The 17,781-nt window shown below is 67.7% G+C and carries 18 protein-coding genes and 1 pseudogene; 13 read left to right on the top strand and 6 right to left on the bottom strand.

The features are described from left to right. Nucleotides 1–478: pseudogene (locus tag A5711_RS03435) on the bottom strand (16S rRNA (uracil(1498)-N(3))-methyltransferase); the annotation flags it as partial. On the opposite strand from A5711_RS03435, the gene A5711_RS03430 reads away from it, so the two are divergent. The 7 genes from A5711_RS03430 (at nt 407) to A5711_RS03400 (ending at nt 6,835) form a co-directional block, all read left to right on the top strand. Continuing rightward, nucleotides 407–694 carry an RsmE family RNA methyltransferase gene (locus A5711_RS03430; protein ID WP_082975640.1) on the top strand — a complete coding sequence of 96 codons (288 nt, stop codon included), beginning with the start codon at nt 407–409 and terminating at the stop codon, nt 692–694. The pseudogene A5711_RS03435 and the gene A5711_RS03430 sit on opposite strands and share 72 nt — an antisense overlap. Before the next feature lie 186 nt (nt 695–880). Continuing rightward, the gene (locus tag A5711_RS03425; protein WP_067944069.1) at nt 881–1,939 is read left to right on the top strand and encodes a PhoH family protein; all 1,059 of its coding nucleotides are present in this window, start codon (nt 881–883) and stop codon (nt 1,937–1,939) included. 30 nt (nt 1,940–1,969) lie between these two features. Then, nucleotides 1,970–2,503, top strand: a complete 534-nt coding sequence (gene ybeY / locus A5711_RS03420) for an rRNA maturation RNase YbeY (RefSeq protein ID WP_067944067.1) — start codon at nt 1,970–1,972, stop codon at nt 2,501–2,503. A 62-nt stretch (nt 2,504–2,565) separates the two neighbouring features. After that, nucleotides 2,566–3,789: a hypothetical protein gene (locus A5711_RS03415; RefSeq protein ID WP_067944077.1), complete on the top strand. Its 1,224-nt coding sequence runs from the start codon at nt 2,566–2,568 to the stop codon at nt 3,787–3,789. Continuing rightward, on the top strand, nt 3,786–5,099 hold the full coding sequence (locus A5711_RS03410) for a hemolysin family protein (RefSeq protein WP_067944066.1): 1,314 nt from the start codon (nt 3,786–3,788) through the stop codon (nt 5,097–5,099). The genes A5711_RS03415 and A5711_RS03410 overlap by 4 nt, the downstream gene beginning before the upstream one ends. Nucleotides 5,100–5,117: 18 nt before the next feature. Next, a complete protein-coding gene (era, locus tag A5711_RS03405; protein WP_067944065.1) occupies nt 5,118–6,017 on the top strand; it encodes a GTPase Era in 900 nt (299 codons plus the stop codon). A 35-nt stretch (nt 6,018–6,052) separates the two neighbouring features. Then, the gene (locus A5711_RS03400) at nt 6,053–6,835 is read left to right on the top strand and encodes an SDR family oxidoreductase (protein WP_067944064.1); all 783 of its coding nucleotides are present in this window, start codon (nt 6,053–6,055) and stop codon (nt 6,833–6,835) included. 48 nt (nt 6,836–6,883) lie between these two features. Here the strand turns inward: A5711_RS03400 and A5711_RS03395 are convergent, their stop codons facing one another. Both A5711_RS03395 and A5711_RS03390 read right to left on the bottom strand, forming a co-directional pair. Further along, nucleotides 6,884–8,341 (bottom strand): aminotransferase class I/II-fold pyridoxal phosphate-dependent enzyme, encoded by a 1,458-nt coding sequence (locus A5711_RS03395; protein ID WP_067944062.1) that lies wholly within the window; start codon nt 8,339–8,341, stop codon nt 6,884–6,886. 198 nt (nt 8,342–8,539) lie between these two features. Then, nucleotides 8,540–10,036, bottom strand: a complete 1,497-nt coding sequence (locus A5711_RS03390; RefSeq protein ID WP_067944061.1) for an amidase — start codon at nt 10,034–10,036, stop codon at nt 8,540–8,542. A gap of 62 nt (nt 10,037–10,098) precedes the next feature. Between A5711_RS03390 and recO the strand changes: the two genes are divergently transcribed. The 3 genes from recO to A5711_RS03375 are packed head-to-tail and all read left to right on the top strand — an operon-like array spanning nt 10,099 to nt 12,261. After that, a complete protein-coding gene (recO, locus tag A5711_RS03385; protein ID WP_067944075.1) occupies nt 10,099–10,893 on the top strand; it encodes a DNA repair protein RecO in 795 nt (264 codons plus the stop codon). Continuing rightward, on the top strand, nt 10,886–11,776 hold the full coding sequence (locus tag A5711_RS03380) for a decaprenyl diphosphate synthase (RefSeq protein ID WP_067944060.1): 891 nt from the start codon (nt 10,886–10,888) through the stop codon (nt 11,774–11,776). The genes recO and A5711_RS03380 overlap by 8 nt, the downstream gene beginning before the upstream one ends. Before the next feature lie 56 nt (nt 11,777–11,832). Continuing rightward, on the top strand, nt 11,833–12,261 hold the full coding sequence (locus A5711_RS03375; RefSeq protein WP_067944059.1) for a hypothetical protein: 429 nt from the start codon (nt 11,833–11,835) through the stop codon (nt 12,259–12,261). 4 nt (nt 12,262–12,265) lie between these two features. Here the strand turns inward: A5711_RS03375 and A5711_RS03370 are convergent, their stop codons facing one another. From A5711_RS03370 to A5711_RS03360, 3 genes are all read right to left on the bottom strand, one after another. Continuing rightward, nucleotides 12,266–13,267, bottom strand: a complete 1,002-nt coding sequence (locus A5711_RS03370; RefSeq protein ID WP_067944058.1) for an alpha/beta fold hydrolase — start codon at nt 13,265–13,267, stop codon at nt 12,266–12,268. A 140-nt stretch (nt 13,268–13,407) separates the two neighbouring features. Continuing rightward, nucleotides 13,408–13,800, bottom strand: a complete 393-nt coding sequence (locus A5711_RS03365; RefSeq protein WP_067944056.1) for a Fur family transcriptional regulator — start codon at nt 13,798–13,800, stop codon at nt 13,408–13,410. Between the two features lie 46 nt (nt 13,801–13,846). After that, nucleotides 13,847–14,275, bottom strand: coding sequence for a metalloregulator ArsR/SmtB family transcription factor (locus A5711_RS03360; RefSeq protein WP_067944054.1), 429 nt, complete (start codon nt 14,273–14,275; stop codon nt 13,847–13,849). Nucleotides 14,276–14,456: 181 nt separating this feature from the next. Here A5711_RS03360 and A5711_RS03355 point away from each other — a divergent pair, with 181 nt between their 5' ends. The 3 genes from A5711_RS03355 (at nt 14,457) to A5711_RS03345 (ending at nt 17,775) form a co-directional block, all read left to right on the top strand. Beyond that, nucleotides 14,457–15,854, top strand: coding sequence for a glycine--tRNA ligase (locus tag A5711_RS03355; RefSeq protein WP_082975639.1), 1,398 nt, complete (start codon nt 14,457–14,459; stop codon nt 15,852–15,854). Between the two features lie 224 nt (nt 15,855–16,078). Continuing rightward, entirely contained in the window at nt 16,079–17,275 is a 1,197-nt protein-coding gene (locus A5711_RS03350) for a PPE family protein (RefSeq protein WP_067944053.1), read from the top strand. Nucleotides 17,276–17,460: 185 nt separating this feature from the next. Beyond that, on the top strand, nt 17,461–17,775 hold the full coding sequence (locus A5711_RS03345) for a hypothetical protein (RefSeq protein ID WP_231972126.1): 315 nt from the start codon (nt 17,461–17,463) through the stop codon (nt 17,773–17,775). Nucleotides 17,776–17,781: the final 6 nt, after the last annotated feature.

Below are 17,781 nucleotides of genomic sequence, written 5' to 3'. Positions count from 1 at the left end.
TCGCGCGGGCGATATCGAGTTTGGTCAGCGGGTCGGTGGCCGACTCGTGCAGGGCCAGCGCCACGGCTCCGGCGGCCACGTCGTCGCGGATCCGCTGGGCCAGTCCCGCGGTGGACAGCACGCCCTCGACGGGCGGGATGTGCGCCCGTCGGGATTGCCGGGCCGCCGAACGGGCGACGGCGCGCCACCGGCGCAGGCCCTTGTCCACGCGGGCACCCTGCCAACTGGCCACGCACCGGGCCGCCTGCCAGGCGACGAAGGCGTCCGCCCCGGCTTCGGTGGCCAATTCGATGGCCAGCTCCGAGCGGTCCGACTTCGGCAGCGCCTGCACCACGGTGACCGGCGGTTGCCCCGCCGCGACGCTCCAGCGCTTCAGTACCCGGGCGCTCAACCCGTCGCGGCCGGCGTGCTCGACCTCGCAGTGCGCCAGGCCGCCGGAGCCGTGGCGCTGGCCCTGCACGAGTCGGCCACCGACCCGCTGACCAAACTCGATATCGCCCGCGCGACCGCGCTGCTTGTCGTGGTTGGTCCCGAAGGCGGCATCGCGCCCGACGAGATCGCCGCGTTGACCGAAGCGGGGGCGGTGCCGGTGCGGCTAGGCCCCCAGGTGCTGCGCACGTCGACCGCCGCGGCGGTGGCGCTGGGGGCGCTCGGCGTGCTCACCCCACGGTGGGACCAGGCCTCCACCCTGTAGGGCGTAGCGCGATCGTGCCGCGTCGTCGCTGGTCCCGGGCGGGCCGGTGCGGATCGGCCCGTCGCGAGGCAACCACCCGGCCCCCGCGAATACGCGGCTGAAGGCTGACCAATCTGGGGCCCCGGCGTAGACTTAGGCAGCCGAGCAAACCACCGACAAGCCGAGAAAGCAGGCATCGAGAGCCACGTGACGCCCCGCGAGACCAGCGCTGTTGACGCAGCCGGAGGCCTCCAGGCCAACGCCGAAGTACGCAGCAGCATCGATGTTCCGCCCGATGTCGTCGTCGGCTTGTTGGGCTCGGCGGACGAAAACCTTCGCGCGCTGGAGCGCAGCCTGAACGCCGACCTGCACGTGCGTGGCAATGCCGTGACCGTCTCGGGCGAGCCCGCCGACGTCGCGCTGGCCGAGCGCGCGATCTCCGAACTCGTCGCGATCGTCGCCAACGGTCAGCCGTTGACGCCGGAGGTGGTCCGCCACAGCGTCGCCATGCTGGCCGGCACCGACAACGAGTCGCCGGCCGAGGTGCTCACACTGGACATCCTGTCGCGGCGCGGCAAGACGATCCGGCCCAAGACGCTCAACCAGAAGCGCTACGTCGACGCGATCGACGCCAACACCATCGTCTTCGGGGTCGGCCCGGCCGGCACCGGCAAGACGTACCTGGCGATGGCCAAGGCGGTCAGCGCGTTGCAGACCAAACAGGTGAACCGCATCATCCTGACCCGGCCGGCGGTGGAAGCCGGTGAGCGCCTTGGCTTTTTACCGGGCACACTCAGCGAGAAGATCGACCCGTATCTGCGGCCGCTGTATGACGCCCTGTACGACATGATGGATCCCGAGCTGATCCCCAAGCTGATGTCCGCCGGGGTCATCGAGGTCGCGCCGCTGGCGTATATGCGTGGCCGCACGCTGAATTCGGCCTTCATCGTCCTCGACGAGGCGCAGAACACCACCGCCGAGCAGATGAAGATGTTCCTCACCCGGCTCGGCTTCGGATCGAAGATGGTCATCACCGGCGACATCACCCAGGTGGATCTTCCCGGTGGCGCCAAGTCGGGTCTGCGGTCGGCGATCGAGATCCTGGACAGCGTCGAGGACATCCACATCGCGGAGCTGACCAGTGTGGACGTGGTACGCCACCGGCTGGTCTCCGAAATCGTCGACGCCTACGCCAGATTCGAAGAGCCGGGCCTGACGATGAACCGGGCGGCTCGGCGCGCGTCGGTCTCTCGTGGGCGCCGGTGATGAGGGCTGTGACTGTTTGATGGGCGTCTCATGAGCATCGAAGTGTCCAACGAGTCGGGCATTGACGTCTCCGAAACGGAGTTGATCAGCGTCGCACGGTTTGTCATCGCCAAGATGGACGTCAACCCGGCGGCCGAGCTGTCGATGGTCCTGTTGGACACCGCGGCCATGGCCGACCTGCACATGCGGTGGATGGACCTGCCCGGCCCGACGGACGTGATGAGTTTCCCGATGGACGAGCTCGAGCCGGGTGGCCGGCCCGACGCCCCGGAGCCGGGTCCGTCGATGCTGGGTGACATCGTGCTGTGCCCGGAATTCGCGGCCGGGCAGGCCGACGCGGCGGGGCACAGCCTCGGCCACGAGTTGGCACTGTTGACCATCCACGGCGTGCTTCATCTGCTGGGCTACGACCACGGCGAGCCGGACGAGGAAAAAGAGATGTTCACCCTTCAGGACCGGTTGCTCGAAGAGTGGGTCGCCGAGCAAGTCGAGGCCTACCATCAGGACCGCCAGCAGGAGCGGGACCGTCAGTTGCTGGACAAGTCAAGGTATTTCGACAATTGAGCTTACTTAAAGCACTCGGAATCGCGGCTGCGGCCGCCATCGCCTTCGCGCCGATCTCGTTGATGGCCAACACGATCGGGGCGGCAGAGGCGGCCCCCTGCGCCGGCGGCGGGTCGAACCCGACCAGCTGCAATTGGTGTCAGTATCTGGTGGCGCAGTATCACACCTCCAACGTGTGCTCCCAGGACGCGCCGCCGCGCCGGGCTCAGCCGTCCCCGACCCAGGTGCAGGTTCCCGAGCTTCCCCCGTACGTGCCGCCGAGCCCGGAGCCGGTGCATGCGCCGCCGGCCATCCCGCCAAACCTGCCGCCCACCAACCCGGTTGCCACGATCAACCCGCCGGGCCCCGACGCGTCGAGAAACGTCTCGGTGGTGGCCCCGCCGCGGGGGCTCGACGTTCCGCCGCAGGCGGTCGCGGCGGCCAAGGCCGCACCGGCGACGCGGGTCAATCCCGCCGACCCCCCGAAGCCACCGAAGCAGGTCGACTTCAACCAGCGGGTGCAGAATGTCGTCAGCAACCACCGGGAAAACGTCGACGTCCTCAAGGTCGACAATCAGAAGCTGGTCCGCCCCCGCCACTGGGACTACGTCGACTACGACGACGCCTACCGCCGCCCGGCGCTCTTCAACCCTCTGAAAGAGGGCATGGTCTTCCGCTACTCCTACAACGGTGCCGACCGCGAGGCGTATCTGGCGCCCGGTTCGCGCATCGTGCTGGACGCCGCGACCGTCGGCGTGGTCCCGTTCACCGCGGTCGGTGACAGCTGGGTGGCGGCGGGCAGCTTCTATGGCGGTGGCTCGGTACCGCCGGACGGCTTCAACGGCCCCCCGCCACCGGACTTCAAACCGCCGGCCCCCCCGAAGCTGTACCAGACTGTCCTGGTCGCTGTCCCCGCCGCCACCCAGACGGTGGAGGTCGCCCAGGTGGCGGTCGTGGGCCGGGACGAAAGCCAGCCCGGGGGCAGTCAGCAGACCTTCCTGCTCGACGACTCCACTATGGCCTGGGGCGAGATCAACGACTCCAGCAGCAGCAGCGCCCAGATCAGGGTGACGAAGACCCAGTCGTTGCCGCACGCCGGGCCGACCGACGACGGCAACTTTCTGGTGGTGCTCGCCGTGCGCCCGCACGAGGAGCCGACCCAACCCGCCCCGCCCTGGTGGCCTTCGGCGCTGGGCTACGGGACGCTGGGGATAGTGGTGTGCCTTACCGCCTGGGCCCTCAGTCGGAAGCGGAGCGACGACGACGTAGGGGAGCCTGTCACCACGTCAAGGTCTTCCGGGAATTGACCGGTCTTTCTTGGCTGCTCGGCGCGATGGCGCTCATCGCTATCGGCGGGCTGTTCGCGGCGATCGATGCGGCCATCAGCACCGTGTCGCTGGCCCGGGTCCAGGAGCTGGTGCGCGAGGAGCGGCCCGGCGCCGTGTCGCTGGCCGAGGTGATGGCCGAGCGGCCGCGCTACATCAACCTGGTTGTGCTGCTGCGCATCACCTGCGAGATCACGGCGACCGTGCTGTTGGTGCTTTTCCTGTACGACAACTTCGGCCTGAGCTGGGCGTTGTTCGGGGCCGCCGCGACCATGGTGGTCATCAGTTTCGTCGTCATCGGGGTCGGTCCGCGCACGCTGGGTCGCCAGCACGCGTATTCCATCTCGTTGACGACGGCCGTTCCGCTGCGGCTCATTTCGTGGTTGTTGATGCCCCTCAGCCGGTTGCTGGTGGTCCTGGGTAATGCGCTGACGCCGGGGCGCGGCCTGCGCAACGGGCCGTTCGCGTCCGAGATCGAGCTTCGCGAAGTCGTGGACCTGGCCCAGCAGCGCGGCGTGGTCGCCGCCGACGAACGCCGGATGATCGAGTCGGTCTTCGAGCTCGGCGACACCCCGGCCCGCGAGGTGATGGTGCCGCGCACCGAGATGATCTGGATCGAAAGCGACAAGCTTGCCAGTCAGGCGTTGAACCTCGCGGTGCGCAGTGGGCATTCGCGCATCCCGGTGATTGGCGAGAACGTCGACGACATCGTCGGCGTCGTGTACCTCAAAGACCTTGTGCAGCAGAGCTTTCTTTCGGGGGATGGCGGCCGGGGCATTACCGTGGCGCAGGTGATGCGTCCGGCGGTGTTCGTGCCGGACTCCAAGCCGCTGGATACGCTGCTGCGCGAAATGCAGCGCGACCGCAACCACATGGCGCTTCTCGTCGACGAGTACGGTGCGATAGCCGGACTGGTGAGCATCGAAGACGTGCTGGAGGAGATCGTCGGCGAGATCGCCGACGAGTACGACCAGGCGGAGACGGCACCGGTAGAAGACCTGGGCGACAGACGTTTCCGCGTATCGGCGCGGTTGCCCATCGAAGACCTCGGCGAGCTCTACGATGTGGACTTCGACGACGACCTCGACGTCGATACCGTCGGCGGCCTGCTCGCCCTGGAACTGGGCCGGGTTCCGCTGCCCGGGGCCGAGGTGGTCTCGCATGGCCTGCGCCTGCAAGCCGAAGGCGGCACCGACCACCGGGGGCGGGTACGGATCGGCACGGTCCTGCTGAGCCCGGCCGAACCCGAGTCCAACGGCTCCGCCGGTCGTGGGGCCGACGAGCATGGCTGAGCGGCGGGGCGCCGGCGAATGACCGAATTCCATTCCGGCTTCGTGTGTTTGGTCGGCCGGCCGAACACCGGTAAGTCGACACTGACCAACGCCCTCGTCGGCACCAAGGTGGCGATCACCTCGACGCGGCCGCAGACCACCCGGCACACCATCCGCGGCATCGTGCACCGGGAGAACTTCCAGATCATCCTGGTCGACACGCCGGGCCTGCACCGGCCGCGCACTCTGCTGGGCAAGCGGCTCAACGACTTGGTGCGCGACACCTATGCCGAAGTCGACGTGATCGGGTTGTGCATCCCGGCCGACGAGGCGATCGGCCCGGGCGACCGATGGATCGTCGACCAAATCCGTTCCAACGCACCGAAGACGGCGCTGGTGGCCATCGTCACCAAGATCGACAAGGTGCCCAGGGACCGGGTGGCCGCGCAGCTGGTCGCGGTCAGCGAGCTGGTCGGCGACTCGGCGGAGATCGTCCCGGTTTCCGCGGCCACCGGGGCACAGGTCGACGTGCTGATCGACGTGCTCGCCGCGGCGCTGCCCCCCGGCCCCGCGTACTACCCCGACGGCGAGCTGACCGACGAGCCCGAGGAAGTCCTGATGGCGGAGCTCATTCGTGAGGCCGCGTTGGAGGGCGTCCGCGACGAGCTGCCGCACTCGCTGGCGGTGGTCATCGACGAGGTCAACCCCCGGGAGGACCGCGACGACCTCATCGACGTGCACGCGCTGCTCTACGTCGAGCGCGACAGCCAGAAAGGGATAGTCATCGGCAAGGGCGGCGCCCGGCTGCGACAGGTGGGCACCGCGGCGCGCGGCCAGATCGAAAAGTTGCTCGGCACCAAGGTCTACCTCGACCTGCGCGTCAAGGTCGCCAAGAACTGGCAGAGCGACCCCAAACAGCTTGGTCGGCTGGGCTTCTGAAGTTTGGTGGCATCGACGACGGGTAGCCGTCGCGTATGACCCAAGCACAGTTAGCTTTAGTGACCGGCGCGTCCAGCGGCATTGGGCTCGAACTGGCCAAGCAGTTCGCCCAACACGGCTACGACCTGGTCGTGGCGGCCGAAGAGGACGCCATCAGGGACGTACCGGACAAACTCTCCCGGTGGGACTCCGCCGTCCAGCCGATCCAGGTCGACCTTCGCACCCCCGAGGGGGTGGAGCACTTGTACCAGAGCACGATCGAAGGCGACCGCGTGCTGGCCGCCGCGGCCCTCAACGCCGGCATCGGCCGCGGCGAGATGTTCCTCAAGAGCGAACTCGCCGACGACCTCAGCATCGTCGACCTCAACGTGCGCTCGACGGTTCACCTGGCCAAGCTGGTGTTGCGCGACATGGCGAATCGTGACTCGGGCAAGGTGCTGTTCACGTCGTCCATTGCGGCCCAGATGCCGGGTTCGTATCAGCCGGTGTACAACGCGTCGAAGTCTTTCGTCCAATCGTTCGCCGAAGCGCTCCAGGATGAATTGCGCGACACCTCAATCACTGTCACGGCGCTGATGCCCGGACCGACGGACACCAATTTCTTCGGCCGAGCCAAGATGGTTGAGTCCCTGATGGGCAAGGGCCCCAAAGACGATCCGGCCAAGGTCGCGCGGCAAGGGTTCGAGTCGCTGATGCGCGGCGATCAGAAGGTCGTCGCCGGGTCGGTCCTCGTCAAGGCCATGGGTGCTGCCAACCGCGTGCTGCCCGACAGCGTCAAAGCCGTTGGCAATCGGGTGATGTCGCGCCCGCGGAGATGATATTGCGGTGACCCGCGGCGCCCGGGTTCCCCGCGCTTGCGATCGCCGCTAGGCAAGCACGCGGATTGTCTGCAGTGACGGATCCGCCGCGTCGGGGACGTTCATGCCGGCGCGCACACCGGAACACAGGTAGTCCAGCACAGCCCCGTTGAGGCGCTCGCCGGGTACGACGGCGGGAATGCCCGGCGGATACGGTGTGCACTGCTCGGCGGCGACGCGGCCGACGGCTCGGTCGGTGGATACCGATTCGATGCGCCCGAAGAACGCGTCGCGCGGCAGGCAGACGGTTTCCAACTCCATCTGCTCCGGTGACGGCAGGTCGATGCGCGGTGGCGGCTCGAAGTCGTGGGCGGCTTTGCGCCAGGCCCACAGCGCCTCCGTGAGGCGGCCGGCGGTGTCTTCGTCGTCGGCCATCGACAGTGTCGCCAGGATGCGGCGGTGATCGCTCATCCCCGTATCGATGTGGGCGTGCTCGCGCAGCCAGTCGTGCGCCTGATAACCGGAGGTGCCCGTGGCGGACACGTCCATCAACACTTGCATTCGGTCCAGGTCGTGGGAAGCCTGCACGCCGAGCAATTCGTCGTCGAGCACCTGCACATCCGGGATGGATTCGATGTCCTTGCGCAGCTGGCACGCGAGATCCAATGCCCCATCCAGCAATTCGTGCCCGTGCTGCACCATCTGGCGCCGCCACCCGTCCATCGCGGCGTACACCAGGACGTTGGGGCTGGTGGTCATCAGCAGGTCCGCGCAGGCCGACAAGCGGTCCTGATCGATCAGGTCGCCCTGCACGTGAAACACGGAGCCCTGTTCGAAGCCGGCGCCCATCTTGTGGACGCTGACAACGCAGACGTCCGCACCGGCATCCATCGCCCAGGTCGGTAGGTTCTCGTGGAACGGCAGGTGCGCCCCCCAGGCCTCGTCGATGATCAACGGCTTGCCGCGCGCGTGGCAGACCTCCGCGATCCCCGCGATGTCGGCGCAGGTGCCATACGGGCTCGGGCTGACGATGAGCGCACCGGCGGCGTCGGGGTGCTTTTCCCAGGACTCCGCCACCTGCTGCGGTGATGGGGGGTGCGAGAAGTGATGCTCGGCGTCCCAGCGGGGGGTGATCCACCGGGGCTGCACGCCCGAGAAGATGAGGCCCGCGACGATCGACTTGTGGCTGTCCCGGCTGACCAGCAGGCTGCCGTCGCCGCCGGCCACGGCCATCATCGCCGCCTTCACCGACAGCGAACTGCCGCACGTGGAGAACCAGGCGATGTCGGCACCCACGGCCTCGGCCATCAGGTCTTCGGCGTGCTTGAGGTACTGGTGGCTGGTCCTGCGGTCATCCAGCCCGCCGCTGGCGAGCACGTCGTCGTGAAACGGCTCGCGGCCCAGCACCGCCAGGACCCTGTCATCGGTGCCGCGGCCCTGCCGGTGGCCCGGCGGCGTGAACCCGTACCGGTTCTTTTCCCGGTAATCGACCAGCGCATCTAACAGGGGAGCATCAGATTGGTCCATTGATCCGGTGTACCCACGTTGCTCCCGGCTATGCGACCGCCTCGAGCAACCCGCGCATTGATGGTGCCCGGTAGCCGAATTCGTCGAAGCAGAACGTGATTCGCTCCCGGTCTCCGCCGATCACTCTGCCGCGCCCCCATTCCCGGTGTGGGCACAGGCAAACCCGAAGCCGCACAAGCGAAGTCAACTTGAAAGGCTTCACTTCCGCGGCGTGGCGCCGGACACCGGCGGTGTGCCCGTTTCGGCGTTCCACCACATCGTCGGCTGCTTGGTCGACCACCCGCACACGGCCTCCAGTTCGGCGGCCAGCGAGATCAGCATGCCCTCGCTGTTGGGCGGCCCCATCAACTGCACGCCGATCGGCAGCCCCTCGGAGGTGAACCCCGCCGGCACATTGATCGACGGCCAGCCCAGCACATTCCACGGGAAGGTCAGCGGGCAGGCGGCGATCATCGCGCGATCGGTGCCGAAGCCGCTCAACCGGTCGAAGGCGCGCGCCAGCGGCGGCGGCTGGGCGGTAGTCGGAGCCAGGACGACATCGACGATGTCGAAGATCGAACCCACCCGACGCTGGGCCTCGGTTTCGTGCCGGCGCGCGGTACGCAGGATCGCCTGACCCAACACGTGGCCCACCCGCAGGTTGGACACCGTGCGGGGGTCGAGGATCACCCCGTCGCCCAGCCGCTCCTCCCAGTCCCGCAGGCCGGCGGTCGACCGGGCGAGGAAATCCCACGACAACCGCAGCCCGTAGTCGGGGTTGCCCGGCACCACGGTGTGGCCGAGCAGCTCGAGCTGGCTGGCCACGGCTCGCGTCGCCGCCAATATCTCGGGATGCAGCTTGGGCCGAAAACCGGTGTAGGGGAATCGGGTTGACAGCGCGATGTTCAGCGGGCCGGGCGCGATACCGACATAGTCGGAGGCGGTGATCGGGGGTGGCTTGTGCCGGTCGCCCTCGACGTTGCCCGACGCCGCGTCGAGCACCAACGCCGCATCGGCCACCGTGCGGGCCAGCACGCCGTTGACCGTGATGCCGTTGAACGCCTCCGGCAGCGGCCAGGTGGAGATGCGGCCGCGCTGCGGCTTGATGCCCACCAGGTGCGTCCACGCGGCGGGGATGCGGACGCTGCCGGCCCCGTCCGAGCCGATCGCCGCGGTGACGAGCCCCGCGGCCACGGCGGCCGCGCTGCCCCCCGAGGAGCCGCCCGGGGTGTGCCGGCGCGACCAGGGGTTGCGGGTATGCCCGAACCCGGGTCCGCTGGTGAACGGCCACTGGCCCAGCTCGCAGGTGTTGGTCTTGCCGACGATCACCGCGCCCGCGGCCTTGAGGCGGCGAACAACCTCGGCGTCGTGGGTGGCGGGTGAGACATATCCCTCGGTGCCGAACGCGGTCGGCACTCCAGCAACGTCGACGTCGTCTTTGACCGCGATCGGGATACCCAGCAACGGCGCCGTGTCGCCGGCCGCCCGCCGCCGGTCCGCCGCCGCCGCGTCGGCCAGGGCCGACTCGGTGAGCACCACGCGGAAGGCGTTCAGCGTGGGCTGGCTGGCGTGGATGGCGTGCAGCGACCGGCGCACCAGTGTGACCGAAGTCACGGACCGGCTGGCAAGCTGATAGAGCAGGTCAGTCAGTGTGGGCAGGCGCTGGCCACCGGATCCGAAAATGGATCCAGGGCCTGACTCGAAAGCGCCAATCACGGGGTACGAGACTAACCGGCGCGGATACCAGCATTGTCGCGGCGGGGTGCAAAACTATGGTGATGCGGCTGTATCGAGACCGGGCGGTGGTGTTGCGCCAACACAAGCTCGGCGAAGCCGACCGGATCGTCACGCTGCTCACCCGTGACCACGGATTGGTTCGGGCGGTGGCGAAGGGCGTTCGCCGCACCCGCAGCAAATTCGGCGCGCGGCTGGAACCGTTCGCGCACATCGACGCGCAACTGCACCCCGGCCGCAATCTCGACATCGTCACCCAGGTCGTCTCGATCGACGCGTTCGCCACCGACATCGTCAGCGATTACGGCCGCTACACCTGTGGGTGCGCGATGTTGGAAACCGCCGAACGCCTCGCCGGGGAGGAGCGGGCCCCCGCCCCGACCCTGCACCGGCTCACGGTCAGCGCCTTGCGGGCGGTGGCCGACGGCCGCCGCTCCCGGGACCTGCTGCTGGACGCCTACCTGCTGCGTGCCATGGGCATCGCCGGGTGGGCGCCGGCGCTGACCGAGTGCGCCCGGTGCGCCACGCCAGGGCCGCACCGCGCGTTTCACGTCGGCGCCGGGGGCAGCGTCTGCACGCACTGCCGCCCGGCCGGTTCGACGACACCGCCGCCGGGCGTGCTGGATCTGATGTCGGCGCTGCACGACGGCGATTGGGTGTTCGCCGAAGAGGCCCCGCAATCGCACCGCAGCTACGTCAGCGGACTGGTGGCCGCGCACCTGCAATGGCATCTGGAACGCCAGCTCAAGACGTTGCCACTGGTGGAACGGACGTATCACGTCGACCGCACCATCGCCGAACGGCGCGCAGCGCTGATGGAGCAGTTGGACTGTGGCTAAAGCCGAGCGCAAGCTCAAGTCGACCGGTTTCCCGCAGTTGCCCCCGGCGCCCGACGATTACCCGGTTTTCCCCGACAAATCGACATGGCCGGTGGTCTTCCCCGAACTACCGCCATCTCGTGACGGCGGCCCGAGCCGCCCGCCGCAGCACACCTCGAAAGCAAGCCCGCCGCGTATTCCGGCGGACCGATTGCCCAACCATGTGGCCATCGTGATGGACGGCAACGGCCGCTGGGCCACCGAACAGGGACTGACGCGCACCGATGGCCACCGCGCGGGCGAGGCGGTAGTCATTGACGTCGTCTGTGGCGCAATAGAAATCGGCATCAAGTGGCTGAGCCTCTATGCATTTTCCACCGAGAACTGGAAGCGGTCCCCCGAGGAGGTCCGCTTCCTGATGGGCTTCAACCGGGACGTGGTCCGCATGCGCCGCGTGAACTTGAAGACCATAGGGGTCAAAATCCGGTGGGTGGGTTCGCGGCCACGGCTGTGGCGCAGCGTGATCAACGAGTTGGCGATCGCGGAGGACATGACGAAGGACAACGACGTCATCACGGTCAACTACTGTGTCAACTACGGAGGTCGTGCCGAAATCGCTGACGCCGCAAAGGAAATCGCGCGCCTAGCCGCCGCCGGCAGGCTGAATCCGGAGCGCATCACGGAGTCGACGGTGGCGCATCACCTGCAACGGCCCGACATCCCCGACGTGGACCTCTTCCTGAGGACCTCGGGGGAACAGCGGTCCAGCAACTTCATGCTGTGGCAGGCCGCGTACGCCGAGTACATCTTCCAGGACAAGTTGTGGCCGGACTACGACCGGCGCGACCTGTGGGCGGCGTGCGAGGAATACGCTTCGCGCAACAGAAGGTTCGGGAGCGCGTAGTGGGGACCGGAAGCGCGGCGGAGCCGGGCGCAACGGGTCCTCACGGGGAGGATCCAATGCCATCACTGCAGGAGCGTCTGGCTTCGGTACTCGGCGTGGTCCTTGCGGTTCAGGAGGAGTCCGACGGGGCGCTGACGGTGCGCCATGCCGGGACCATCGCTTCGTTGCGGGTGGTGAATATCGCCGAGGACCTCGACCTGGTGTCGCTCACGCAAGTCTTGGCGTGGGATCTGCCGCTGACCAAGAAGGTCAGCGATCAGGTCGCCAAGCAGGCCCGCGCCAGCAATTTCGGCAGCGTCACGACGATCGAGAAGGTTAACGACAAGGCCGTGCAACGCAACTCGGGCAGGGGCGCCGCAAAGAGCGCCGACGTGATGCTGCGCTACAACTTTCCCGGCGCCGGCTTGACCGACGACGCGCTGCGCACCCTGGTGCTGTTGGTGCTGGACAGCGGCGCCGATATCCGTCGCACGTTGACGGGGTAGGGCGCTAGGACACCGCCGATTCGGCCAGAGCGGCGGCTATCGATCCCGGGGCGTTTCCGTCCACGCGGGTCTGCAGCAACGAGCGTAGGAGGTCTTGGTCGTGCTGAGCCGGTCGGGTCGAGTCGACGAACCGCTCGACGACTTCGACGAAGCGATCCGGGTCGTCTTTGAACGGCATGTGCCCGGAGTTTTCGAAGATCTCCAAGCGTGATCCGGGCATCGCCTCGTGGGCCATCCGGGCATGCTCTACCGGGATCACGAAGTCGTCCTCACCCCAGATCACTTGCACCGGAATGGGTTGCGCGAGATAGCTTCGGTCCAGCATGGTGACGAATTGGCCGCGCCCGTCCACCACCGACCGCAACGTGCGCGCGAACGCCGACAACGCGCGCGGGTCCCGGAAGCCCTCGAGCAGATTCACCACATCGGCGACATCGTGCCCGAAGTTGGTGGGGCCCAACACGGTAGCCATGGCCCGTCCGAACAGTCGAATCGCAGGCATCACGCCCGGCGTGCGCAGCATGGCCAGGGCCTCGCTGCCCAACGGCATCGCCGCCAACCGCAAGGCCACACTCACCTCCCGGGCGACGCCACCGCTGCTGACCAGCACGATGCGTTCTACCAACTGCGGGTACTGATAGGCGAATTGCATTGCGACACCGCCACCGAACGAATGCCCGACCAGCGTGACGCGGTCAATGTCAAGCGCGGCAAGCAAGTCGCGCATACCGTTCGCGAAGGCCGCCAACGAGTAGTCGGCGCGTGGTTTGTCCGATTCCCCGTGGCCCAGCAGATCCGGTGCGATGACCGTGAACCGTCGCGCGAGTTTGGCGTGTACCGGCTCCCATGCCGTGGACTTGTCGCCGACGCCGTGGATCAGCAGCAGAGCCGGTCCCGAACCGGCGATCCGGAAGGCCCGCCGGTAGCCATGGATGGTGCGAAATTGCAGTGACGGAGCCTCGACGTCGCGTACGGGCCGCAGGTGGGGCGATGGGTGGTTCCGCATGTTGCTCTCAATTCCCTCGAGTTCGTGCTTGCCTCGGCCCGTGGGCCACTCATGGGTAGGAGCACGCGGCGGGCGCGTGACGGGACACCTTTTCGGTAACTTTTTTCCGCCGTGCCGCGTTCGGCCGGCTTCGGGTCAACCTAGGTCCCGCACTGGGAACAGGTGCCGAAGATCTCGATGGTGTGGCTGACGTCGGAATAGCCGTATTTGGAGGCGACTTGGGCCGCCCACTCCTCGACCTCGTGGTCACCGACTTCGATCGTGGAACCGCAGCTGCGGCAGACCAGATGGTGATGGTGGTGTTCGGAGCACCTGCGGTAGACCGACTCCCCGGTGTCGGTGCGAAGTGTGTCGACCATTCCCGCCGCCGCCATTGACTGCAGCGTCCGGTAGACCGTGGTCAGCCCGATGTTCTCGCCGCGGCGGCGGAGCTCGTCGTGCAACTCCTGCGCCGAGCGGAAGTCGTCGAGGGTGTCCATCAGCGTGGAGATCGCCGCCCGCTGACGGGTCGACCGGACACTCGCGCCTGTCATTGGTGCCGTCCCCCGCACGCGGGTCCTGCATCGTGGCCGGCGCGTGTCATTGGGTGTCCTCGCTCGCGTGGGCGACCGCGTCCACCACGATGTGCGCCAGGTGGTGGTCGGCAAGCCGGTACAGCACCTCGCGGCCGGATCGCTCCCCGGCGACGACGCCGGCGGCCTTCAGGATCTTCAGGTGCTGGCTGACCAGCGGCTGCGGCACGCCGAGCGCGTCGACCAGCTCGTGCACGCAGCGCTGGGATTCACGCAGCTGCAACACGATGGCGATCCGCACCGGAGCGGCCAGCGCGCGCAGCAGCTCACCGGCCGCGTCGAGAATCTCCCGGGGCGGCGGGACGGGGTAATCGGCCGGCGCGTGTCCGCCGGGGCCGGTTTCGCCGTGCTCGTGGGCAACCACGCTCATCACCGGTCCCACGTCGCCGTCGGCGGTGGCCGACAACGAGGAAGGCGGGGAGGGGGACATCGCCATGGAGAGAGTCATCACCTCGAGAAGGGCCAGGTAGCGGGAGGGTGCGCCGTGCGGCGGTCGACTTCCACTGTCACATGCATGATGACGCATGTCAAAGACCGGGGGGCCGATCGTTACGATGACGAATGCTCTGCGCACGGCGGTCGAGCGCCGCTCGTGCCCGTCCTAACCCGGAAAGGGAGTGCACCACCCCGTGGCGTCCGTCATCGACACCGTAGTGAACCTGGCCAAACGTCGCGGCTTCGTCTTTCCTTCGGGTGAGATCTACGGCGGCACCCGGTCGGCGTGGGACTACGGCCCGCTGGGAGTGGAACTCAAGGAGAACATTAAGCGTCAGTGGTGGCGAGCGGTGGTCACCGGGCGCGACGACGTCGTGGGCATCGATTCGTCGATCATCCTGCCGCGGCAGGTCTGGGTGGCCTCCGGCCACGTCGAGGTCTTCCACGATCCGCTGGTCGAGTGCCTGAACTGCCATCACCGGCATCGCCAGGACCACATGCAGGAGGCGTACGCGGCCAAGAAGGGGATTGACGACCCCGACTCGGTGCCGATGACCGAGATCGTCTGCCCGGATTGCGGAACCAAGGGCCAGTGGACCGAGCCGCGCGAGTTCAACATGATGCTCAAGACCCACCTCGGGCCGATCGAGACCGAGGAGGGCCTGCACTATCTGCGTCCGGAGACCGCGCAGGGCATCTTCGTCAACTTCGCCAACGTGGTCACCACCGCGCGCAAGAAGCCGCCGTTCGGTATCGGTCAGATCGGCAAGAGTTTTCGAAATGAGATCACGCCGGGCAACTTCATTTTCCGGACCCGCGAGTTCGAGCAGATGGAAATGGAATTCTTCGTGGAGCCGTCGACCGCGAAGGAATGGCATCAGTATTGGATCGACACCCGCCTGCAGTGGTATCTCGAGCTGGGTATCGACCCGGAGAATCTGCGGTTATACGAACACCCTCCCGAGAAGCTTTCGCACTACTCCGACCGGACGGTCGACATCGAGTACAAGTTCGGCTTCGCGGGCAACCCGTGGGGCGAGCTGGAGGGCGTCGCCAACCGGACCGATTTCGACTTGTCCACGCACGCAAAACATTCCGGCGCCGACCTGTCGTACTACGACCAGGGCACCGATACCCGGTACATCCCCTATGTCATCGAACCGGCGGCGGGGCTGACGCGGTCGTTCATGGCGTTTCTGATCGACGCCTACACCGAGGACCAGGCGCCGAACGCCAAGGGTGTGATGGAGAAGCGCACGCTGCTCCGCCTGGATCCGCGATTGGCCCCGGTTAAGGCCGCGGTGCTGCCGCTGTCCCGGCACGCCGACTTGAGTCCCAAGGCCCGCGACCTGGCCGCCGAGTTGCGCAGGTGCTGGAACATCGATTTCGACGACGCCGGCGCGATCGGGCGCCGCTACCGGCGCCAGGACGAGGTGGGGACGCCGTTCTGCGTGACGGTGGATTTCGACTCCCTCGAAGACAACGCCGTCACGGTGCGCCGGCGCGATGACATGACGCAGGAACGGGTCGCGATGAATGCCGTCGCCGACTACCTGGCGGCGCGGCTCAAGGGTTGCTGACCGGGGCTGGCGCCGCGCCTTTCGGAGCTCCCGCCTTGCCCCCTGACCGGCATCGACACCCCGCCGCCGCGCCTAATTAAACGTTTCGTAAAAAACGGCATTTGGGTAACCGATTGGCTTAGGCTCGATGCGGATGTTGCTCACGTGTCTAGTCGCCGGGGGTGGCTGTCGGTTCGCATGGGTGTAGGTGCCGTTGACTCGGTAGTCGGTGGGTTGGGGATGTGATGATTCCTGCTTTTATGTTCTTCCCCCCCGAGATCAACTCTGCCCTGATGTACGGCGGCGCCGGCCCCGGCCCGCTGTTGACGGCGGCATCGGCCTGGGAAGCACTGGCGGCGGATTTGGCGGCTGCGGCGGCGTCGTTTGAGTCGGTTGTGACGGGAGTGGCAGCGGGTCCCTGGACGGGCCCGTCGTCGGTGGCGATGGTGGCGGCGGCGACGCCGTATCTGCAGTGGCTGATCTCGGCCGCCGGGCAGGCCGAGATGGCGGCCGCCCAGGCGACGGCGGCGGCGGCGGCCTATGAGGCGGCGTTCATGGCGACGGTGCCCACCCCGGAGGTGCTTGCGAATCGCCTCCGGCTGTTAATGCTCATCGCCACGAACTTCTTCGGTCAGAACACCCCGGCGATCGCGATGACCGAAATCGAGTACATGGAGATGTGGGCCCAGGACGTGGCCGCGATGGTGGGCTATCACGTCGGGGCGCGGACGGTTGCCGCGACGTTGCCGGCGTTCAGCGCCCCGCCGGTGGCTCTGGGCGGATTGGCGGGCCTGGTGACGGCGCCGCTGGACTTCGCGTCCCAGGCGTTCGGAGCGCTGGGGGCCAGCTTTGTTTCGCAGCTGCAGGCGGTGCTCGGGGCGTTCTTCCCCGGCCTCTCGTCCGTGACGTCCTTACTGTCGTCGATGCCGGTGACGACGATGACCGCCCTGGCGCCGATTGGCATGTACCCCGCGACCGCGCTGATGTCCCCGATGATGGTGCTGGCCCACAACGTCGGGCCGGCGGCGCCCGCGATGGCCGGTGTCACCACCGTGGCCGCACAGACGCCGCTCGCCACCGGCGGCCTCCAAGCGCCGCAATCGCTCGGTGGGCTGGGCGTCGCCACGGCGGGGTTGGGCACCGCTCGGTTCGTGGGAGCGATCACGGTGCCGCCGACCTGGCAGGGCTCGATGCCGGTGCCGGCGGTGCTGACCAGTCTCGCGGTGCCGGCGTTGGGCACCCAATTACCGACGCCGATCGCGACCGGGGGATCGTCCTCCGCGTCGCCCGCATCCGCCGGCTCCACGTCGGCCATGGCCATGGCGATGGACGAACGCGATACCGACAAAAACAAGACCGACCGCAGGGGCCGCCGCGGTGGGGAGAACCCACACGTTGTTCAGTCGCGGCCCAAGGTGGTGCCGCGGACCAAGGGCGGATAGCGGGGCCACCGTCCGTTCGCGGGCGCTGAGCCTGCTTGCCGGCTCCGGCCCGGGGGTCGGGGATGCCCCGCGGAAGCAAATCCACGTTTTTCGGGTATTTGTCTGAAGTTTGGCTTACGATGTGCCTGCTTGCTGTTATTAGGTTCGGCCACAGCATCCGAAAATCGGCTGTGGAAGGGGGCAACATGCTTTTGCCTCTTGGTCCGCCGTTACCAGATGACTCGGTCTCGGCGGTTCGGGGTGAGTCGGGGATGCTCGGCGGCCTGTCGGTGCCACTCGTTTGGGGCGTGGTCGTACCGCCGGATGACTACGACCACTGGGCCCCGAAGCCGGAAGTGAGCGCCGACCCCGGCGACGCGGCGGCCGACGCTCCCGCCCCGGCCGCGGTCGCGGACCCCAAAGAATGGAACGACTGGCAGCGGTGGGAAGGCGAAGCCGAGCCCCGCTTCGACGTACCGCGCAGCGGAGGCGTGATTCCGCATTCACCGGCCGCCGGTTGACCGCCG

It is taken from the genome of Mycobacterium sp. E2238 (assembly GCF_001672665.1).
Classification (GTDB): Bacteria; Actinomycetota; Actinomycetes; order Mycobacteriales; family Mycobacteriaceae; genus Mycobacterium.
This window is presented reverse-complemented; position numbering and strand designations above follow the sequence as displayed.